At 66.6% G+C, this 18,202-nt stretch carries 15 protein-coding genes; 10 read left to right on the plus strand and 5 right to left on the minus strand.

Features of this window, described 5'->3' with window-relative positions:
• Nucleotides 1-28 precede the first annotated feature (28 nt).
• Nucleotides 29-979 (minus strand): NAD-dependent epimerase/dehydratase family protein, encoded by a 951-nt coding sequence (locus IE191_RS01910; RefSeq protein ID WP_191322633.1) that lies wholly within the window; start codon nt 977-979, stop codon nt 29-31.
• A gap of 89 nt (nt 980-1,068) precedes the next feature.
• Between IE191_RS01910 and IE191_RS01915 the strand changes: the two genes are divergently transcribed.
• The gene (locus tag IE191_RS01915) at nt 1,069-1,974 is read left to right on the plus strand and encodes a LysR family transcriptional regulator (RefSeq protein ID WP_191322634.1); all 906 of its coding nucleotides are present in this window, start codon (nt 1,069-1,071) and stop codon (nt 1,972-1,974) included.
• Here the strand turns inward: IE191_RS01915 and IE191_RS01920 are convergent.
• Entirely contained in the window at nt 1,953-3,116 is a 1,164-nt protein-coding gene (locus IE191_RS01920; RefSeq protein WP_191322635.1) for a PepSY-associated TM helix domain-containing protein, read from the minus strand. The two genes, IE191_RS01915 and IE191_RS01920, sit on opposite strands and share 22 nt — an antisense overlap.
• Nucleotides 3,117-3,202: 86 nt before the next feature.
• Here IE191_RS01920 and IE191_RS01925 point away from each other — a divergent pair, with 86 nt between their 5' ends.
• A complete protein-coding gene (locus tag IE191_RS01925) occupies nt 3,203-5,314 on the plus strand; it encodes a TonB-dependent siderophore receptor (RefSeq protein ID WP_191322636.1) in 2,112 nt (703 codons plus the stop codon).
• A 45-nt stretch (nt 5,315-5,359) separates the two neighbouring features.
• Here IE191_RS01925 and IE191_RS01930 read toward each other — a convergent pair whose 3' ends face one another.
• Nucleotides 5,360-5,995 (minus strand): hypothetical protein, encoded by a 636-nt coding sequence (locus IE191_RS01930; protein WP_191322637.1) that lies wholly within the window; start codon nt 5,993-5,995, stop codon nt 5,360-5,362.
• 108 nt (nt 5,996-6,103) lie between these two features.
• Here IE191_RS01930 and IE191_RS01935 point away from each other — a divergent pair, with 108 nt between their 5' ends.
• The 8 genes from IE191_RS01935 to IE191_RS01970 all read left to right on the plus strand — a co-directional run bounded on the left by IE191_RS01935 (nt 6,104) and on the right by IE191_RS01970 (nt 17,123).
• On the plus strand, nt 6,104-6,775 hold the full coding sequence (locus IE191_RS01935; protein WP_191322638.1) for a response regulator: 672 nt from the start codon (nt 6,104-6,106) through the stop codon (nt 6,773-6,775).
• Complete coding sequence (locus IE191_RS01940) at nt 6,772-8,121, plus strand: ATP-binding protein (protein WP_191322639.1); 1,350 nt, start codon at nt 6,772-6,774, stop codon at nt 8,119-8,121. Before IE191_RS01935 ends, IE191_RS01940 begins: the two co-directional genes overlap by 4 nt.
• Before the next feature lie 170 nt (nt 8,122-8,291).
• Nucleotides 8,292-11,129: a TonB-dependent receptor plug domain-containing protein gene (locus tag IE191_RS01945; protein WP_191322640.1), complete on the plus strand. Its 2,838-nt coding sequence runs from the start codon at nt 8,292-8,294 to the stop codon at nt 11,127-11,129.
• Nucleotides 11,130-11,272: 143 nt separating this feature from the next.
• Nucleotides 11,273-12,163, plus strand: a complete 891-nt coding sequence (locus tag IE191_RS01950) for a LysR family transcriptional regulator (protein WP_191322641.1) — start codon at nt 11,273-11,275, stop codon at nt 12,161-12,163.
• Nucleotides 12,163-13,506, plus strand: coding sequence for a CitMHS family transporter (locus tag IE191_RS01955; RefSeq protein ID WP_191322642.1), 1,344 nt, complete (start codon nt 12,163-12,165; stop codon nt 13,504-13,506). Before IE191_RS01950 ends, IE191_RS01955 begins: the two co-directional genes overlap by 1 nt.
• Nucleotides 13,507-13,517: 11 nt before the next feature.
• Complete coding sequence (locus tag IE191_RS01960) at nt 13,518-14,843, plus strand: acyclic terpene utilization AtuA family protein (RefSeq protein WP_191322643.1); 1,326 nt, start codon at nt 13,518-13,520, stop codon at nt 14,841-14,843.
• Nucleotides 14,843-15,151, plus strand: a complete 309-nt coding sequence (locus tag IE191_RS01965) for an AtuA-related protein (protein WP_191322644.1) — start codon at nt 14,843-14,845, stop codon at nt 15,149-15,151. The genes IE191_RS01960 and IE191_RS01965 overlap by 1 nt, the downstream gene beginning before the upstream one ends.
• Nucleotides 15,144-17,123 (plus strand): alpha/beta hydrolase domain-containing protein, encoded by a 1,980-nt coding sequence (locus IE191_RS01970; RefSeq protein WP_191322645.1) that lies wholly within the window; start codon nt 15,144-15,146, stop codon nt 17,121-17,123. Before IE191_RS01965 ends, IE191_RS01970 begins: the two co-directional genes overlap by 8 nt.
• Nucleotides 17,124-17,169: 46 nt before the next feature.
• On the opposite strand, the gene IE191_RS01975 is transcribed toward IE191_RS01970, so the two are convergent.
• Both IE191_RS01975 and IE191_RS01980 read right to left on the minus strand, forming a co-directional pair.
• Nucleotides 17,170-17,943, minus strand: coding sequence for an SDR family NAD(P)-dependent oxidoreductase (locus IE191_RS01975; protein WP_191322646.1), 774 nt, complete (start codon nt 17,941-17,943; stop codon nt 17,170-17,172).
• Nucleotides 17,944-17,961: 18 nt separating this feature from the next.
• The coding region (locus tag IE191_RS01980; RefSeq protein ID WP_191322647.1) for a DNA-3-methyladenine glycosylase I at nt 17,962-18,202 on the minus strand (241 nt) is incomplete at its 5' end.

Raw genomic sequence — 18,202 nt, forward strand, 5'->3', positions numbered from 1 at the left:
GTGGCCAGGGCAATGCTGCCGGGGCAGATCAAGGCATGCAGCCCAGCGCGGCCAGCGTGGCGCGCACGGCTTGGGGAAGCGGCGTGTGCGGCTCTTCGCCCAAGGTGGCGACCAGGCGCGCGTTATCCAGCCGCACAGGCTGCTGCCAGAGATAGCGCATCTCCATCAATTCGCGCGGCATGTGGGCAAACGGGGCAGCCAGGCGCAGCGCCCACCACGGGAACGGCGCAACCCGCACCTTCGGCGCGCCCAGCGCCTCGACAATGGCCTCGACCATCGCGGTGCCCGTTCCGTCCCAGTGCCCACCCATGTGATAGTTGGCAAAGGCCGGCACCCGATCATGCTCCACCAGGCGGACCATGGTTTCGGCCACGTCGGGAAGATACCCCCATAGATGCCCAACCCCGCGCGCGGCGGGATTGCGGATAACCCGTGGGCGGCCGCCAGGCGTGATCAGGCCTTGGGCAAACCAGCTATTGGCCGCGCCGGGGCCAAAGAAATCACCGGCCCGCACGATCAGCGCGCGAATTTTGCCCGCATCGGCAGCAGCGCGCAGCCGGCGCTCCATCTCCACCCTGATCGCGCCCTTGCGCGTGACGGCATGCTGCGGCGCGGTTTCATCGATCAGGGGTAAGCTGTCAGGGCCATAGTTGTAGACCGTGCCCGGCAGCAGAACCTGCGCGCCACTGACCCGCGCCGCCGCGATGCTGTTGTCCAGCATGGGCAAGACCACGGTGTTCCAGTTGCGATAGCCGGGCGGGTTGACGGCGTGCACAATCACCGTTGCGCCGCGTGCCGCAGCGGCAACCGCTGCGCCATCCATCGCATCGCCGATCACGGCCGACACCCCCTGCGGCACCCGATGCGCGCTGTGCGCCCGCACCAGGGCCCGCACGCTCCACCCGCGTTCAACCAGGCGCCGCGCCACTGCGCCGCCGATGCCACCCGTCACGCCCAAAACCAGCGCAATCCGTTCCATGTCGCTCTCCTTGCTGACGGCGACAGGTTTGGCGCACTGGTGAGATCCATGAAATTGACCGAATGCGGCAACCAGCTATACGGAAATATATGAACAGAGAGCCAAGCTGGGATGTCTATCGCACCTTCGCCGCCGTGCTTCGCGAAGGCTCGCTCTCGGCTGCGGCACGCGCCCTGGGGCTCACCCAGCCCAGCGTAGCCCGCCATATCGAGGCACTCGAACAGGCGGTGGGCGGCACCTTGTTCCTGCGCTCGCAACGCGGCCTATCGCCCACCGACCGGGCCATCGCCCTGCGACCCTATGCCGAAACCTTGCTGGCCACGTCGGCCGCGCTGCTGCGGACCGCAACGGCGGGCGCAGACGTGATTGCCGGAACGGTTCGCCTGACCGCCAGCGAGGTGGTGGCGGCCGAACATCTGCCGCCAGTGCTCACCGCGCTGCGCCGCCAGTACCGGGAACTCAGCATCGAACTGGTGGCCAGCGACGCGATTGATGACCTGCTGCAACGCCATGCCGATATCGCCATCCGCATGGTCGCTCCGACGCAACAGGCCCTTCTCGCGCGCAAGCTCGGTGCGCTGAAATTGGGGCTCTATGCCCATGCCGACTATCTCGCGCAGCATGGCGAGCCCACGGCCTTGGCCGATCTCGCCCACCATGACCTGATCGGGGTGGACAGCATCGGCGACCTGTCCCGCGCCGTGCTCACGGCCTTGCCCGGCTTGGAGCACGGCGATTTCGCACTTCGGGTCGACAACGCGCTGGTGCAGCTCGGCGCGATCCGCGCGGGCTTTGGCATCGGCATCTGCCAAGTGGCCGTGGCCGCGCGCGATGCCGCGTTGATCCGCGTGCTGCCCGATGCGTTTTCGTTCGATCTGCCGCTGTGGGTCGTGATGCACGAAGACTTGCGATCCAGCGCGCGCCATCGCGCCGTGTTCGATGCTCTGGTGGATGGCCTATTGGACGGGATTCCTCAGGGCGTTGCGATCGGATGACATAACTCCACGCGCCGTGCTCGCCCCTTTCGCTTCATGCGGCGGCGGGCAAGGTAGAACCACACGCCGCTGATCGCAAAGAACGGCAGGCTGAGGCTGGTCACGAACAGCACGATCCGGCCGGGCAGGCCAAAGAACGCGCCACGGTGGATTTCAAACATGCTGGCGACGATGACGGCACCGCCTGGCCGTTGCGCGGCAAAGTCCGTTGCCAGAACCTTGCCGGTGGCCCCGTTGATCGTCACGGCATCATCGGCCCGCTCGTGTCGCGCCGCCACGGGCAGCGCGCGAAAGCGCAAGGCCGCACCTTTTTCGGGCACGATCAGCATGATCCGGCGATAGGAGCGGCCTGCGGTTGCCGCATCAAATCCCTGCCAGGCCAGGGCGAAATCGGGTTTGCCGCGCGATTTGGCCTTTTCCGCCTGCTCTGCGCCCAACAGGCGCTGAACACCACTGCGATACCAATCGAACGACCACCACAGCCCGGTCATCGCGCTGAGCAGATAGACCGCCATCATCACGCCGCCGAGCAGCAGATGTACCTCGCGCCACCACCAGCGGCCCTTGCGCCCCGGCGGAATGGTCAACCACGCGCGCCAGTCCCGCGGCTTGGCAGGCCAGCGCAGATAGAGCCCACCCAGCGCCAGCACGATCAGCGCGATGGCGGCGCTGCCGGTCACGATCCGTCCCCAGCCCTTGCCATTGCCGGGCATCGCCAGCCAGCGATGCACCCGCTCCACCGTATCGAAAAATGGGGCAGCGGGCAGCGGCCCAAGGATGCGCCCGTCCCGGCGGTCCAGCAGCACCGTCTCGCGCCCTTTGGCGCCGGCTGCCTTGTCGACAAAGCTGATCAGCGCGGGAACGGTGGGATCGCTCTCTACCACGAACCGCGCGATCGCCCTGCCCGGCTGCGCCAGCGCCGCGCGTTGCAACAAGACCGACGGCGCCAGCACCGTCTCACCCCCGCGCAGGGGCAGCGGAGCAATCAGCCGCGCCTGGATATCGTCCTGAAAAGACAGCATGGCGCCCGTCGCGCCCATCACGGCCAGCACCAGCCCAAGGCTGAGCCCGAGCCAACTGTGCAGCCGTTGCAGCCATTTGCGCAGGGCAATGCTGCGCGGAGGGCGAATCGTCGATCTCATTGCGATCAATTATTGCAAACCAATATCAATATCAATTAGGGCAGCGGTGAATTCCACCCGGGGGATTCGCCAAGGGGACCTGTATCATGCCGTTTCTGTTCGCGTCGGCGGCCGCCGCAAGCGTCGCTGCCGCCACCGCTGCTCCCAACCTTGCTGCGCCGGATGGCGAAGCCCCCCAGGCCGAACGCCGGTTGGACGAGGAGATCGTGGTGACGGGACGGCAGGAAGCGCCCTATCGCGCGCAGGTGGTGCAAGTGGGCGCCTTCCGCAACCAGTCCGCGCTCGATACGCCGGCCAATGTGGCGGTGATCACCCGCGCGATGCTGGATGACCAAGGCGCCAAGGGCCTCGACGATGCCTTGCGCAATACCCCCGGCATTACCCAGCAATCGACCAGCCCGACCACCAGCAACAACTTTGCCGCACGCGGCGTCCTGCTCAACGCGCGCACCAACTACCGGCTCAACGGCGCGTTGCAGATCATCAATCTCGGCCCGATCCCGGTGGAAAACAAGCAGCGCGTGGAGCTGCTCAAGGGCGTTTCCGCGCTCTATTACGGGCTCAGCACGCCGTCAGGCATCGTCAACGTGGTGACCAAGCGCGCTGGCGATCGCCCGGTGACGAGCCTCTATGTCGATGGCGATGCCGAAGGCAGCGTGGGCGGCGGGTTCGACATCGGCCGCAAGGTTGGTGCAGGCGATGCCATCGGCATCCGCATCAACGCCTATGGTTCGCACATCGAAACGCCGATCGATGGCGTCAACGGCTATCGCTATCTCGCCAGCGGGGCGTTTGACTGGCAGGCGAGCGATCGGCTGTCGTTCAAGCTCGATGTCGAACACTATCGCCGCGCGACCGATGAGCCGGGCGGCATCACCCTGCCCGCTGCGGTCAACGGCGTGATCACGCTGCCCGCGATCCCCAGCCCGCACAACCGCTATGCCCCAGTCAACGCGCCCTATCGCACATGGGTGACCAATGCCCTGGGTCGCATGGATTATCGGCTGGCCGGAACCTGGTCGGTGCGTGTCGAGGGCGGCTATGCCAACACCCGCCGCCAGCGCATGATCGCCAATATCGGCAAATACAACCTGGCGACCGGCGCCGGCACGATCGCGGCGACCTATACCCCCGATCAGGAATACGCCAATCTCTATTGGCGGGCCGAACTGGCCGGCGAGGCGCAGACGCTGGGTATCCGCCACGAACTGCTGCTCGGCTATGCCCGCAACCGGCAGGTGCAGGAAGATCAGCATCCGCAAAGCTATGCAGCGGTAAAGCAGAACCTCTATGCGCCGCTGGCGCTGCCGCTCTCGGCGCTGGTGCCCACCACAGTGCGGCTCAACGCCGGCAGCGTGAACATCGATACCGGTCTCTATGCCATGGACCAGGCGCATATCGGGGAAAAACTGCTGGTGATCGCGGGCGTGCGACACGTCGATTACCGCACCCGCACCAGCAGCGCCGATTTCGCCCTGCGCACCTGGACCCCCACCGGCGCACTCGTGCTGCGCCCCACGCCCAAGACCAGCCTGTACTTCAGCTATATCGAGGGGTTGGAAAGCGCCGGCACCGCGCCGGATGGCACGACCAATGCCGGCAGCGTGCTGCCTGCGGTGCGCAGCCGGCAAGTGGAACTGGGCGCGCGCGCCGAAGCGGGCGGCCTGCTGCTTTCGCTCGGCTGGTTCCGCATCAACCGCGGCCTTGCCTATACCGACCTGGCCACCAACACCTATGTCGTCAACGGCCGCGCCCTGCACCAGGGGATCGAGGCCTCGGTCCAGGGAACGATCGTGCCGACCGTGTCGGTGGCGCTGGCCGGGCAATATCTTGTCGCCCGCCAGCGGCAAACCGGGGTGGCCGCGCAAGACGGCAAGCTGGTGGACAATGCGCCGCGCTGGTCCGGCTCGGCCTTCGTCAACTGGCAACCTGTTGGTGCGCTGCCGCTGGGGCTGAACGCAGGCGTCTATTACACCGGCAAGCGCTTTACCGATGTGCTCAACCAGGGCGTGCTGCCAGCCTATGCGACGCTCAGCCTTGGTACCAGCTATCGCCTTGCCCTGGCGGCGGGCCGCACGATGACGCTGCGCGCCAATGCCGACAACGTCACCAACACCCGCTATTGGGCAACCGGCGGCAGCACACTCTATGTCGGCGCGGCGCGGACGCTGCGCCTGTCAGCCGCCGTAAGCTTTTGACCGCACGACAGCCGCGCCACCAAGGGGCGCGGCTGTGCGGCGAGATTACTTGGTCGCTGCGCCGGGCGTCACGGGCGCCACCGGCGGCGGAGGCGGAGGCGTGCCCGGCCTTGGCTGGCCGAGCGCACCATTCGCACCGGCGGCGGGCGGCGGAGGCGGCGGAGGGGGAGCCGCACCATCGCCCGGCGCCGGCGGCGGAGGCGGAGGCGGCGCCCCGGCGCCATTGGGCGGCGGGGGCGGGGGCGGCCCATCACGGCCCGGTCCATGCGGCGGCGGCGGCGGCGGTGCCCCGACCTGGGTTACGCCACCCTGCGGATCGACAAGGTAGGATGCCCGCAACTGGCCGTTGTCATACCGGCCCTGCACCATCAGCGCATTGCCCGCGCGGACCTGGCCCGAACCATCGCGGCCGACATCGACCAGCAGACGGCCCGTGCCATCCTGCAAGACGAAGCGATCACCATAGACTTCGGCGACCTTGCCCTTCACCGTGGTAATGCCGCTGCGCTGTGGCACCTGGGCAATCGCTGTCGCCACGGTCGGGGCCATTTCCACTGGCGGACGGGTATAGGCAACTGCCCCGGCCCCTGCTGCGCCGCCCAGGGCAAGCAGCACGGCCATGCCGCTGGCCAGCTTCACACGGTGTGGGATGTGCCCAACCGGATTTTTCCAATCGACCATCTTTCAACTCCTTGGGTTGTCGATGGCCCCGTTCTATGCAGCCCTGTCCGACGCAGCCTGAAGCGGGCGTTTCATGTTCGGTTTAACCTGCGGCGGTATGGAGCGGCCATGCGCATCCTGCTTGTTGAAGACGATCCCGACCTGGGCGAGGCGATTGCCCGCAAGCTGCGCGGCGAGAATTGCGCGGTCGATCTGGTCGACAACGGCATCGATGCGCAGCACCTGGGCGAGACCGAACCCTATGATGCGGTTGTCCTCGATCTTGGCCTGCCTGGCAAAGCCGGCGCCTCGGTGCTGGCCGAATGGCGCAAGGGCGCCAAGACCGTTCCCGTCCTCGTCCTGACCGCGCGCGAGGCCTGGGCAGACAAGGTTTCTGCCTACAAGGCGGGCGCCGACGATTATCTCACCAAGCCGTTCCGCATCGAGGAGCTGATGATGCGCCTGCGCGCCATCGTCCGCCGCTCGGCCGGGCATGCCAATCCGCAGATGGTCTGCGGCCCGCTGGTGTTCGAAAGCCAGACCGGGCAGTTTGAGTTGGACGGCCTGCCGCTCAAGCTCACCGCGTTTGAATGGCGCGTCTTGTCGCAACTGATGATGCGGCGCGAAGCCGTGGTCGAGCGGCTCGACCTGATCGAGCGCATCTATGAAGGCGATGCCGACGTCGATTCCAATACGCTCGATGTGATCATCGGGCGGTTGCGGCGCAAGATCGGCGCCAGCCTGATCGAAACCGTGCGCGGGCGGGGTTATCGCCTCACGGCGAGCGGCGCATCCGCATGAAGCCCCGGTCGTTGCGGGCCAGGATGCTGGCCCTGTCGGCTATCGCTGCCGTGCTTGCGCTCGTCATCGCGGCATGGTCGATCGCCGGCATTCTCACCCGGTTCGTGACCGAAGGGCTGGACCAGCGGCTAGACGCGCAGATTGCGGTGATGGCCAGTGCGGTGCGTGACGATGGCACGATAGACCGCGCCCGCATCGACAACCAGATCGGCGTGATGACGCTGCGCCCCGACTGGCGCTGGCGGATCATCGGGCCGGATGGCGAAATCGGCTCTTCGGATTTTCCCACGCTCGATCCGGCACCGCTTCCTCCTCCGCTACCGCCGCCGCCCCCCGGCGCGCCCGCGCCGGAAGCCGCCCCTTTGCCCGCGCCATCCGCCCCTGACCCGCGCGATGGCCGCGATAGCGGCGGTCGCGTTCATGCCCGGCAGGCCGTGATCCGCACCAGCCGGGGGACGGTAACCCTGATCGCCGCCGCCCCATCCCAAGTGATCGCCCGGCCCATCCGCGCCGCACTCGTTCCGCTGCTATCGGTGATCGCGGTGCTGGCCGTTCTGTTCATGCTGGCCGCGCTGTTTCAACTGCGCCTGGCGCTCAGGCCGATTGCCGCGCTGCGGGATCAGCTTGGCCAGATCCGCCAAGGTGCGCGCACCACCGTGGACGAGGATCAACCGTCCGAGCTGAAACCGCTAGCGGTGGAACTCAACGCGCTGTCCCATGAAAGTGCTGCCGCATTGCAGGCCGCCCGCGCCTCTGCCGCCAATCTTGCTCATGCCCTGAAAACCCCAGTGGCAACCCTCGCCCTGACGGTGGACGGTGATCCCCACGCGACCGCCCAGATTGCCAGGATCGAAGAGGTCATTCGCCATCACCTCGCCCGCGCCCGCACCGCCGCAGTGGCGCATCGCGCCAGCACGCCCCTCGCCCCGGCGATCGCCGATGTGGTGCAGGTGATCGGCGCGCTTCACCCCGGCCTGGCCCTGTCGATCGATGTGCCCGGCGCGCTTGCCGTGTCGCTTGATGCGCACGATCTGTCGGAAATCCTCGGCAACCTGCTCGACAATGCGGCCCGCCATACCCGCTCGGCCATTGCCATCACGGCCCGGGCAGACGGAGACCGGACGCGTGTAGCGATCGAAGACGATGGCCCGGGCATCGCCGCCGATCTGCGCGAACTGGCACTTCAGCCCGGCGTGCGCCTCGATGAAGCGCCACAGGGCGACGGGTTTGGCCTGGCGATCGTACGCGATCTGGTGGCGCTGCACGGCGGCACACTGAACCTGGCGGAAGGGCGCCAGGGAGGTCTGCGGGTAGAGCTGTCGCTGCGTTCCGCCGGATATTCATAACTCTGCGTTATAAGACGATAGACCAATTGTATTTCACTTGATCGTGGCCGTCCGCCATTGCGCCTCCACAAGAAAACACCGCCATGGTGGGGAGAGCAACGATGGCACGCCGCGTTTTGCGACGGCATCCCTGGCTGCGCCTTCCCACCGATGGTGATCAGGAGGTGCACATGAAGGGCTATCACGGGATAAAGCGTAATCTGCTCGTCGGCACGGCGTTCGCCATGGGCGCCATGGGCTGGCACAGCGCGGCAGCGGCACAGGCGACGCCGGAGCAGGCAGTGCCGGCTGGCGATCAATCCGCGCCGGAAGCCAAGCCGCAGGAAATCGTCGTGACCGGTTCCTACCTTGGCAATATCCGCCAGGAAAACCGCGCCTCGCCCATTCTCGCGGTCGATAACGCCGCGATCGCGCGCACCGGTTCGTCCTCGATCGGTGATCTCACCCGTTTCATCCCGCAGAACGTGGGCAGCACCGGCGGCTTGCAGGACCTGTCAAAGGGCGGCGCGGATACGCGCGATACCCGCTCGGCCAACCTGCGCGGCCTGGGCGCGGGCTCCACACTCGTGCTGCTCAACGGCCGCCGGGTGACGCCGCAGGCGGGCGACGACTATGTCAACCTCAACAGCCTGACGCCCGACATCGCCATCCAGCGGGTGGAAGTCCTGCTCGATGGTGCATCGTCGACCTATGGCGCCGACGCCGTGGCAGGCGTGTTCAACGTCTTGACCGACACCAAGTTCAACGGATTCAAGACCAGCGCGCAGTTCACCAGCATCGCCGATTCCCCGGCGTGGAACGTGCAGGCGATGATGGGCGTGGGCAACGATCGCTTCCACACCGTGCTCTCCGCGTCCTATCGGTTTCAGGACAATCTCCAGAACTCCGACCGTGCCGTCACCAATTTCTTCAATCCCACCGCAGCCGGCTATCCGGGCAGCTATCTGCTGACCGGCCGCCCGCTCACCGCCACGGGCGGCCACGTGGTGATCAACGGCAACGATTACACCGCGCTTTACGATGCCAACAAGTCTGCCACCGGCACGCTCAAGGTGGTCGATCCCAATTGCGGCGCAGATGGCACCAACAGCATCTATTCCCCCACTGGTGGCGCAACCTTTGGCCTTGGCAACTGCCTCTACAATTTCCAGCCGAAGAACCCGATCCGCCCGCGTGCGCGCAGCGTCAACATCCACAACGACACCACGTTCGATATCAACGACGCCAACACGCTGTTTGCCGAACTGAGCTATTACCACCAGGATTCCGAGCGGTTCGGCGTGCCGTCCTATGCCCAGAACGCGGGCAATGCCACGATGCCGGCATCCAACCCCTACAACCCCTTTGGCGTTGACGTGCTGTTCTATGGCCGTGCGATCGGCGCGCAGGGTTTTCCGGGCGGATATGACTATCGCGTGATGCGCGATACGGTGAACCAGCAGCACTATGTGCTCGGCGCGCGCGGCAATCTGGTCGGGCGGTGGAAGTACCTCGCGACCGCCACCTATTCCGCGTCGCAAACGATCGCGCGCGATCGAGATACCGACATGAACATGTTCCAGGCCGCGCTGCGTGGCTATGGCGGGCCGAACTGCAACACCAACTTCCTGGGTGGCGGCAGCGGTTCGGTGCCCGGCAAGGGCAGTTGCCTCTATTACAGCCCGTTCCAGGCCAACCTGTCGCAGATGGATCCCTCGCTGATCTACAATCTGCAAAGCGATGTCTTCACTGATTTCAAGCGCGAATACTACATTGCCGAAGCGGTGGTGAACGGCCCGCTGGCCAGCATTGCCGGACACGAGATCAACGTGGCCCTTGGCGCGCAGTATCGCCGCGAAAAATCGACCACCAACTACTCCGACCTGCTGCTCTCCGGCTATGGCGGGTTCCTTGGCAAGCACCTCAACACCGCGTTCTCGCGCGAGGTGAAGAGCGTGTTCGCCGAAGCCAATTACCAGCCGATCGACAGCCTCACACTCAACCTGGCCGGCCGCTATGAAGACGCCGGTGGCTACAGCAAGGCCGTGCCCAAGGTGGCGGCCAACTGGCACCCGGTCGACTGGTTCTCGCTGCGCGGTTCCTACAGCAAGGCGTTCCAGGCACCTTCGCTGGCCAACGGTTCCGCCTCGCTGATCGGCACCAACGTGGTCAACGTCACCGATCCGGTCGACGGCACCACGTCGTTCCGCACGATCCAGACCTACGGCAATCCCAATCTCAAGCCGCAGTCGTCCACGGTCTATAACCTGGGCGCCACCTTCGTGCCGACACGCGGCGCGCGGTTCTCGATCGACTACTGGAAGTATCAGTTCAACAACCAGATTTCGACGCAGAACCCGCAGCAGGTGGTCAACACCGCGCCCAATGGCTCCGCAGTTCTGCGCGACCCGCTGACCGGCACGCTGCAATCGGTGGTCGTTACCAGTTTCAACGCCCCCAGCGGCACCAAGACGTCGGGCATCGACATCCAGGGTCAATATGCGTTTGACGCCGGGCAACTGCATCTCACGCTGCGCGACACGCTGACCTATCTGCTGGCCTATGATGTCGACACCGGCATTCTGCGCCGCGATGCCAATGGGAACATCATCGGCTCGGTGGTCTATGACGGCGTGGGCTATCGCAACGCATTCGTGCAGTCGCCCACTTCCTCCTCTGCCGCGCCGCGCTGGCGCAGCGTGGCGGGCATCGATGCCGGCTATGGCCCGCACACGCTGTCCCTGACCTGGCGCTATACCGCCGGCGTCAAGGACGACTATGGGCAAAGCCTCAACACCTCGGGCACCGGCGCCGTCGTGCCGGCCGTTACCAGCAAGGTCAGCGCGTTTTCGGTGTTCGATGCGCAATACAGCCTGAACTTCGGCGACGACGATCGCTATGCGCTGACGCTGGGGATGATCAACATCTTCAACACCGCGCCAGGCTTTGCCAAGTACAACGGCTATCTGCCCTCGATCGCCGATCCGTTCGGCCGTCAGGTCTATGCCCGCATCGCGGCACGTTTCTGATCGTGGCTGGCGGGTTTCCACACGTGGCGACAGTGCCGGCAGGGGCCATGCGCTCCTGCCCGCTGGACGCCGGGCGTGGCGCCCGCCACCATGCGCCTGCTGCCAAGCCCTATCGGCAGTTCCCTCTGGCGCACAGGTTTCGCATGGCCCGCACTCCCAGTCTTTCCACCCTGCGCCAGTTTCGCACCCTGGCCCAGACGGCGAACTTCAGCCGCGCGGCCGAACTGGCCCATATCTCGCAGCCGGCGCTCTCGCGCACCATCCGCCTGCTGGAGGAAGACCTCGGCGCCCGCCTGTTTGACCGCAACCGCCGCCACGTGTCGCTGACGCCGGCCGGCGAAGACCTGCTCCGCCTGACCCAGCGGCTGATCGCCGATTTCGACGATGCCTTCGATCTCTTGGGCCAGACCCTGTCGGGCCAGCGTGGCCGCATTGCCCTGGGCGTGCTGCCATCCTACGCGGTGGGCGATCTGCCCGCCGTGCTCAGCCGCTTTCGCGAGGCTTGGCCGGGTGTCGACGTGACCGTGCGCGAGGGGCTGGCAGGGACCATCTATCAACAGTTGCGCGAGCGGCTGATCGATCTGGCGGTCATGACTCCACCCGATGACGCGGCCGAGGATTTCACCTTTCTGCCCCTGTTTACCGACCCTTGCGCCCTGGTGTGCCGCGCAGGGCACGCGCCGGTCGATCCCGGCTGGCACAGCTTTGTCGATGCTCCATTCATCGCGATGGCGCCCAGCAGCAGCGTGCGCCAGATCACCGACGCCGCATTCGCCCGCGCCGGGCTGGCGCCACGGCCGCTCTATGAATGCACGCAGCCCGCCACGCTGGGCGCCTTCATCGCCGCAGGCCTGGGTATCAGTGCGCTGCCGCTGTCGTGCCGCCCGATGGTGGGCGCACACGATCTGGAATGGCACCTGCTCGACGATAGTGCCGCCGACCGCGTGATCGGTATTGCTCATCTTTCCGCGCGCAGCCCCTCGCCTGCGGCGCAGAACATGCTGCGCGTGCTCTGCGCCAAGGGGGCATGCTGATGCTGGCCGCTGCCGCATTGCCGACCGCCGCCCTGGCGCTGGGCGCCCTAGCCATCATCGGGGTCATGCTCGCCGCCATCCTGACGAACCGGCTGTCTCCGCTTGCAGCGATGATCCTGGTGCCGGTAATCGGCGCTGCGACACTGGGCCTGGGCGCCGGCGTGCCCGGCTGGATCCTGGCCGGCGTCACCAAGATTGCCCCGGTTGCCGGCATGTTCGTCTTTGCCATCCTGTTTTTCGGGGTGGTCAGCGATGCTGGCTTGCTCGCGCCACTGGTTGGCGGGGTACTGCGCCTGGTGGGGCGCAAGCCGTCGCGGATCACTATGGGCACGGCCTTGCTGGCCTTGCTGATCCATCTCGATGGCTCTGGTGCGGTCTGCTTCCTGATCACCGTGCCGGCGATGCTGCCGCTTTACGATCAACTGGGCATGGACCGCCGCGTGCTCGCCTGCTGTGCCTCGCTTGCCGCCGGGGTCAATTTCCTGCCCTGGACCGGGCCGACGCTGCGCGCCAGCGCGGCGCTGCACATTCCCACGGTGCAGATCTTCACGCCGATGCTGCCGGTTCAATTGGTGGGCCTGGTATTCGTGTTCGGCGCGGCGTGGTGGCTGGGCCGGCGGGAAGAACGCCGCCTTGCAGCCCTGCCCCTGGCGCAGGATGGGGCGGCACATGCCGTGGCAACAGGAATGGGACCAACCGCTACCGGCGCCGATCCGCTGCATCGCCCGCGTCTGTTCTGGTTCAACCTGGTCATCACGCTGGCGGTCATCGGCCTGATGGTCGGCGGCGTGGCTGAACCGGCAGTGATCTTCATGGTGGCCTTTGCCCTGGTGCTGACCATCAACTATCCCAATGCCGAAGAACAGCGCGCCCGGATCGAGGCCCATGCCCGCCCCGCGATGATGATGGCCGGCGTGCTGTTTGCCGCTGGCGCCTTTACTGGCATCATGAACGGTGCGGGGTTGATCCACGCGCTGGCCCAATCCAGCGTGGCGCTGGTGCCGCCCGGCATGGGCCGCAGCCTGCCCCTGCTGGTGGCGGTCACCAGCATGCCGCTGAGCGTGGTATTCGATCCCGACAGCTTTTACTTCGGGGTGCTGCCGGTGGTGGCGCAAGTGGCCGGCCACTTTGGCGTGCCGCCGGTGCAGGTGGCGCAGGCAGCGCTGCTGGGCATGCACACCGTTGGCTTTCCGATCAGCCCCTTGACCCCCGCAACATTCCTGGTCGCCGGCCTGAGCCGCATCGATTTGGGCGCGCACCAGCGGTTTGCCTTTCCCTGGCTGCTGGGCGCCACCTTGGTGATGACTCTGGCGGCGCTGGCCATCGGCCTGATCGGCCTATGAGTGAGACTTTCATGAAATCCATACGCATCGGTGCCGGTGCCGGCTTTGCCGGCGATCGAATCGAGCCGGCCGTTGAACTGGTCGAGCAGGGCGAACTCGATTTCCTGTGCTTTGAATGCCTGGCCGAACGCACCATTGCGCTGGCGCAATTGGCGCGTCAGCGCGATCCGGCCGCCGGCTATGATCCCCGGCTGGAGCGACGCATGCGTGCCGTGCTCGGCCCGGCCATGGCGCGGGGCGTGCGCATCGTGTCCAACATGGGCGCGGCCAACCCGCTCGCCGCCATGGAAGCCGCGCTCGCCGTCGCGCGAGAGCAGGGCCTGACCGGCATCCGCATGGCAGCAGTGCTGGGTGACGATGTGCTGGCCGGCATCGCGGGCGAAGACTGCGCGCTGCTGGACCGCACGGGTTCGCTGTCCGATATCAAGCCGATATCGGCCAATGCCTATCTCGGCGCGTTTCCCATTGCCCAGGCGCTGGCCGAAGGGGCGCAGGTGATCTTCACCGGGCGGGTGTGCGACCCGGCGTTGTTTCTCGGGCCGATGATCCATGCCTTCGGCTGGGCCGAAGACGATTGGACGCGGCTGGCCGGCGGCACCGCCATTGGCCATTTGCTGGAATGCGCAGGCCAGTTGACCGGCGGCTATTTCGCCGATCCTGGCTACAACGACGTGCCCGACCTTGCCCGCCTGGGCTTTCCGCTGGCCGAAGTGAACGAAGATGGCACTGCCATGCTCACCAAGATTGCCGGCACGGGCGGGCGCCTCTCGCTTGCCAATGCCCGCGAACAGGCAATGTACGAAATACTTGATCCGTCACGCTATCTGCAAGCCGATGTGGTGGCTGACTTCACCACGCTGAACCTGGCGGAGACAGGCCCCGATCGCATTGCCGTATCGGGCGCCACCGGCCACCCCCGCCCCGACACTCTCAAGGTGTCGGTCGGCTATCGCGACGGCTTCATCGGCGAAGGGCAGATCAGCTATGCCGGGCCGGGCGCCGCAGCGCGTGGGCAACTGGCGCTCGATATCGTGGCCGAACGGGTGGCGATGCAGCGCCTGGCAGTGGATGATATCCGCTATGACCTCATCGGCGTGAACGCGGTCAATGCCACGGGCCGCGCGCCCGAGCCGGCCGAAGTGCGCGCGCGCGTTGCCGCCCGCTGTGCCGATCGTGCCACGGCCGCCGAGATCGGTGCGGAGGTCGAGGCGCTCTACCTCAATGGCCCGTCGGGTGGCGGGGGCGTGACCACCACCCTGCGCGAGGTGGTCGCGGTCGCGTCCATCCTTGTCCCGCGCGGCGCGGTGGTGCCCTCCATCGTCCATGGAGTGAGTTGATGCGCCTTCGTGATCTGGCCCATGCCCGCACGGGCGACAAGGGCGATACCTCGCAGATTTGCGTCTTCGCCCGCGGCCCGGCGCAGTTCAGCCAGTTGGAGCGCACCCTGACAACCGAGCGGGTTGCCTCCCACCTCGCCACGCTACGCCCGCGACGGATCGAGCGCTTCGTGCTGCCCAATCTTCAGGCGGTGAATTTCGTGCTGCATGGCGTGCTTTCGGGCGGCGTCACCCGCTCCCTCGCGCTCGATGCCCATGGCAAGACGCTGGGCGCGCAACTGCTGGATATGGAGATCGACGATGCGTAGGTTCTGCTTGTTGGGCGGGGCTGCGCTGCTCGCCTTGGCCACCAGCGCGCAGGCGCGGGTTACCGCGATCCATATCGAGACGCGCACACCCGCGCCGACCAAGCCGGGCGAGCGCCCTTACGAGATCATCTCCGGCACATTCGATGGTGACCTATCGCCAAGCCGCGATGCGATCATCACCGACATTGCCCAGGCCCCCCGCCGGGCAAACGACCGCGTCGGCTATAGCGCGACGTTTGCCATCGCCCGCCCCCTGGCGCGCGGCTCCGGGGTATTGTTCTACGACGTGCCCAACCGGGGTAACGGCAAAGTGGCGCCCGATGAAGATGGCCACATCCGCGTCATCAGCGGCTGGCAGGGTGACCTCGCGCCAGCGCCCGGCCTGCAAACCGCCACCGTGCCCGTCGCCAAGGGGCTGACCGGGCCGGCGCTGGCCCGCGTGACCGATCTTTCCGGCAGCACCTGGAGCCTGACCGGCGGGATCGGCCGCCCCGTGCCGCGGCCGCTTCCGGTCGATCTCGACCCCGCCCATGCCAGGCTCTATCGCCAGGCAAGCGACGCCGCGCCGCTGGAGCCGATCGCACCGGGCCAATGGGCCTTTGCCGATTGCCGCACCGTGCCGTTTCCCGGCTCGCCCGATCCCGCACGCATCTGCCTGAAGGGCGGCTTTGACCCGGCGCTCGCCTACACGCTGGTCTATCAGGCGCGCGATCCGCTGGTTCTGGGCATCGGCTTTGCCGCCACGCGCGATCTCGTCAGCTTCCTGCGCCATGCCAAGGCTGACGATCATGGCACGCCCAATCCGCTTGCCGGCCAAGTGCGCTGGAGCGTGGTCAGCGGCACGTCGCAATCGGGCAATTTCGTCAAGAGCTTCATCAACCTGGGCTTCAACCAGGATGAAGCGGGCCATCGCGTGTTTGACGGCGCCAATCCCAATATCGCGGCACGCCAGGTGCCGCTCAACCTGCGCTTTGCCGTGCCGGGCGGGGCAGCAACCCTGTTCGAGCCGGGCAGCGAAGGCACCTTGTGGTGGAGCCGCTATGCCGATCGGGTGCGCGGCCGGGGCACGCACAGCCTGCTCGACCGCTGCACGGCAACGCAGACCTGCCCCAAGATCATGGAAACCTTCGGCTCCACCGAACTCTGGGGGCTGCGCCTGTCGCCCGCACTGGTCGGCACCGATGCCCGCGCCGATGTGCCGATCCCGGCCAATGTGCGGCGCTATTACTTCCCTGGCGTGACGCATGGCGGTTCCTACACCGGCGGCATCTCGCTCGATGGGGACAAGCCCTGGCCCGGCGCGCCAGTATGCGCCCTGCCCAACAATCCCAATCCGTCGCTGCCCACCATGCGCGCGCTGCTGAAGCGGCTGGTCGAATGGGTCAGCACCGGCCGCGCGCCGCCGCCCAGCCAGTATCCCACCCTGGCCCATGGCGATCTTGTCCCGCCCCATGCCGCGGCCATGCACTGGCCGGCCATACCCGGCGCGCCTGTGCCCGATGGCAAGATGAACGATCTCCTCGATTACGATTATGGTCCCGGGTTCGACTATCCCGATCTGTCTGGCGTGATCACGCAGCAGCCACCCGCCATTCGCCGCACGATCCCATCGCTGGTGCCGCGCGTGGACCGCGATGGCAACGAGACGGGCGGCGGCGTACCCTCGGTGCAGCATCTCGTACCGCTGGGCACCTATCTGGGCTGGAACGTGCTGGCCAAGGGATATGGCGCAGGCGGCCCCTGCGGCTTTGCCGGCGGGTTCATTCCCTTTGCCGCGACCAAGGCGGAACGCTTGGCCAAGGGCGACCCACGCCTGTCGCTGGAAGAACGCTATGGCAGCCACGCCGGTTTTGTGGCGCGGGTGAAATCCGTTGCGGCGGAACGGGTGCGGCAAGGCTGGCTCCTGCCAGACGATGCCGCGCGGCTGGTGGCCGAGGCGGAGGCCAGCGCAGTCTTGGCAGCTAGCCACTGACACATGCGGGGCAATGCGGCCCTGCGCTGCGTGGCCTGTCAGCCCGTTAAAGGGTCTGGCCATCATCGATGGTGAACACGCCACCGGTAACGGGTGCGCTGGCGTCGCTGCAAAGATAGAGCAGCATGGGGTCGAGCGCATCGATCGGCATGATCCGCCGGCGCGCGAAGCTTTCGCGCAGGCGGCGCCCCTTGGCGATGTCCCACAGGGCGCTGGTCATGTCTGTCGCCATGTAGCCAGGGGCAAGCGTGTTGACGTTGATGCCCTTGTTGGCCCAGTCCTTCGCCAGCAAGCGTCCCATTTGCGCAACCGCCGCCTTGGCCGCGCCATAGGCGACAATGCCGGGATAGGCATGGTGGCCAGTGATCGACCCGATCAGCACGATCCGCCCTCTCCCCGCCGCACCAATGCCATGCGCCACCATCCGCCTGGCGCCTTCACGCGCAGTCAGAAACGGGCCACGCACGTTGACCGCCATCGTGGCATCGAAATCGTCAACGCCCAGGCCCAGCGCGCTGCCCGGCAGGCTGATCCCGGCATTGGCGACAACGGTATCGACCGGACCAAAGCGCGCCTCCGCCGCGTCAAACGCGGCAATCACCGATGCCTCCTGGCTGACGTCGAGCACCACGCCCTGCGCCTCGCCACCGGCAGCCGCGATCTCGGCACACACGGCGTCCAGCAGTTCGCCACGCCGCGCGGCAGCCACCACCTTGGCGCCAGCGGCCGCCAGGATCACGGCAAAGCGCCGGCCAATGCCCGATGATGCCCCGGTGACCAGCACGGTCCGCCCGGTCAGATCACACGAAAAAGCCCCCATGCCCAGACCTCTCCCGCTTCAGTGGGCCGCATCGCGGCATGCCGCCCGGCGCGGGCATGCTAGCGCGTGGTCATCGACCATGCCAACTGCCTGCATGAACGCATGGACCGTGACCGCGCCGGCAACCTCGAAACCGCTCTGTTTCAAGTCCTTGGACAGGGCGAGCGAGCGAGCGTGGCTGGCCGGTTTAACGCCAAAAGGCCCAGCCTGCCTAGCACTACTTTGGCAGAAGTGTGATTTTTGGGATTCCCAAGGCGTA

This window comes from Novosphingobium pokkalii, assembly GCF_014652855.1.
GTDB classification, from domain to species: domain Bacteria; phylum Pseudomonadota; class Alphaproteobacteria; order Sphingomonadales; family Sphingomonadaceae; genus Novosphingobium; species Novosphingobium pokkalii.

Bases quoted from the DNA above. Each gene is read 5' to 3' on its own strand.
- IE191_RS01910 (WP_191322633.1), bottom strand. From the start codon at position 979: ATGGAACGGATTGCGCTGGTTTTGGGCGTGACGGGTGGCATCGGCGGC.
- IE191_RS01915 (WP_191322634.1), top strand. From the start codon at position 1,069: ATGAACAGAGAGCCAAGCTGGGATGTCTATCGCACCTTCGCCGCCGTG.
- IE191_RS01920 (WP_191322635.1), bottom strand. From the start codon at position 3,116: ATGAGATCGACGATTCGCCCTCCGCGCAGCATTGCCCTGCGCAAATGG.
- IE191_RS01925 (WP_191322636.1), top strand. From the start codon at position 3,203: ATGCCGTTTCTGTTCGCGTCGGCGGCCGCCGCAAGCGTCGCTGCCGCC.
- IE191_RS01930 (WP_191322637.1), bottom strand. From the start codon at position 5,995: ATGGTCGATTGGAAAAATCCGGTTGGGCACATCCCACACCGTGTGAAG.
- IE191_RS01935 (WP_191322638.1), top strand. From the start codon at position 6,104: ATGCGCATCCTGCTTGTTGAAGACGATCCCGACCTGGGCGAGGCGATT.
- IE191_RS01940 (WP_191322639.1), top strand. From the start codon at position 6,772: ATGAAGCCCCGGTCGTTGCGGGCCAGGATGCTGGCCCTGTCGGCTATC.
- IE191_RS01945 (WP_191322640.1), top strand. From the start codon at position 8,292: ATGAAGGGCTATCACGGGATAAAGCGTAATCTGCTCGTCGGCACGGCG.
- IE191_RS01950 (WP_191322641.1), top strand. From the start codon at position 11,273: ATGGCCCGCACTCCCAGTCTTTCCACCCTGCGCCAGTTTCGCACCCTG.
- IE191_RS01955 (WP_191322642.1), top strand. From the start codon at position 12,163: ATGCTGGCCGCTGCCGCATTGCCGACCGCCGCCCTGGCGCTGGGCGCC.
- IE191_RS01960 (WP_191322643.1), top strand. From the start codon at position 13,518: ATGAAATCCATACGCATCGGTGCCGGTGCCGGCTTTGCCGGCGATCGA.
- IE191_RS01965 (WP_191322644.1), top strand. From the start codon at position 14,843: ATGCGCCTTCGTGATCTGGCCCATGCCCGCACGGGCGACAAGGGCGAT.
- IE191_RS01970 (WP_191322645.1), top strand. From the start codon at position 15,144: ATGCGTAGGTTCTGCTTGTTGGGCGGGGCTGCGCTGCTCGCCTTGGCC.
- IE191_RS01975 (WP_191322646.1), bottom strand. From the start codon at position 17,943: ATGGGGGCTTTTTCGTGTGATCTGACCGGGCGGACCGTGCTGGTCACC.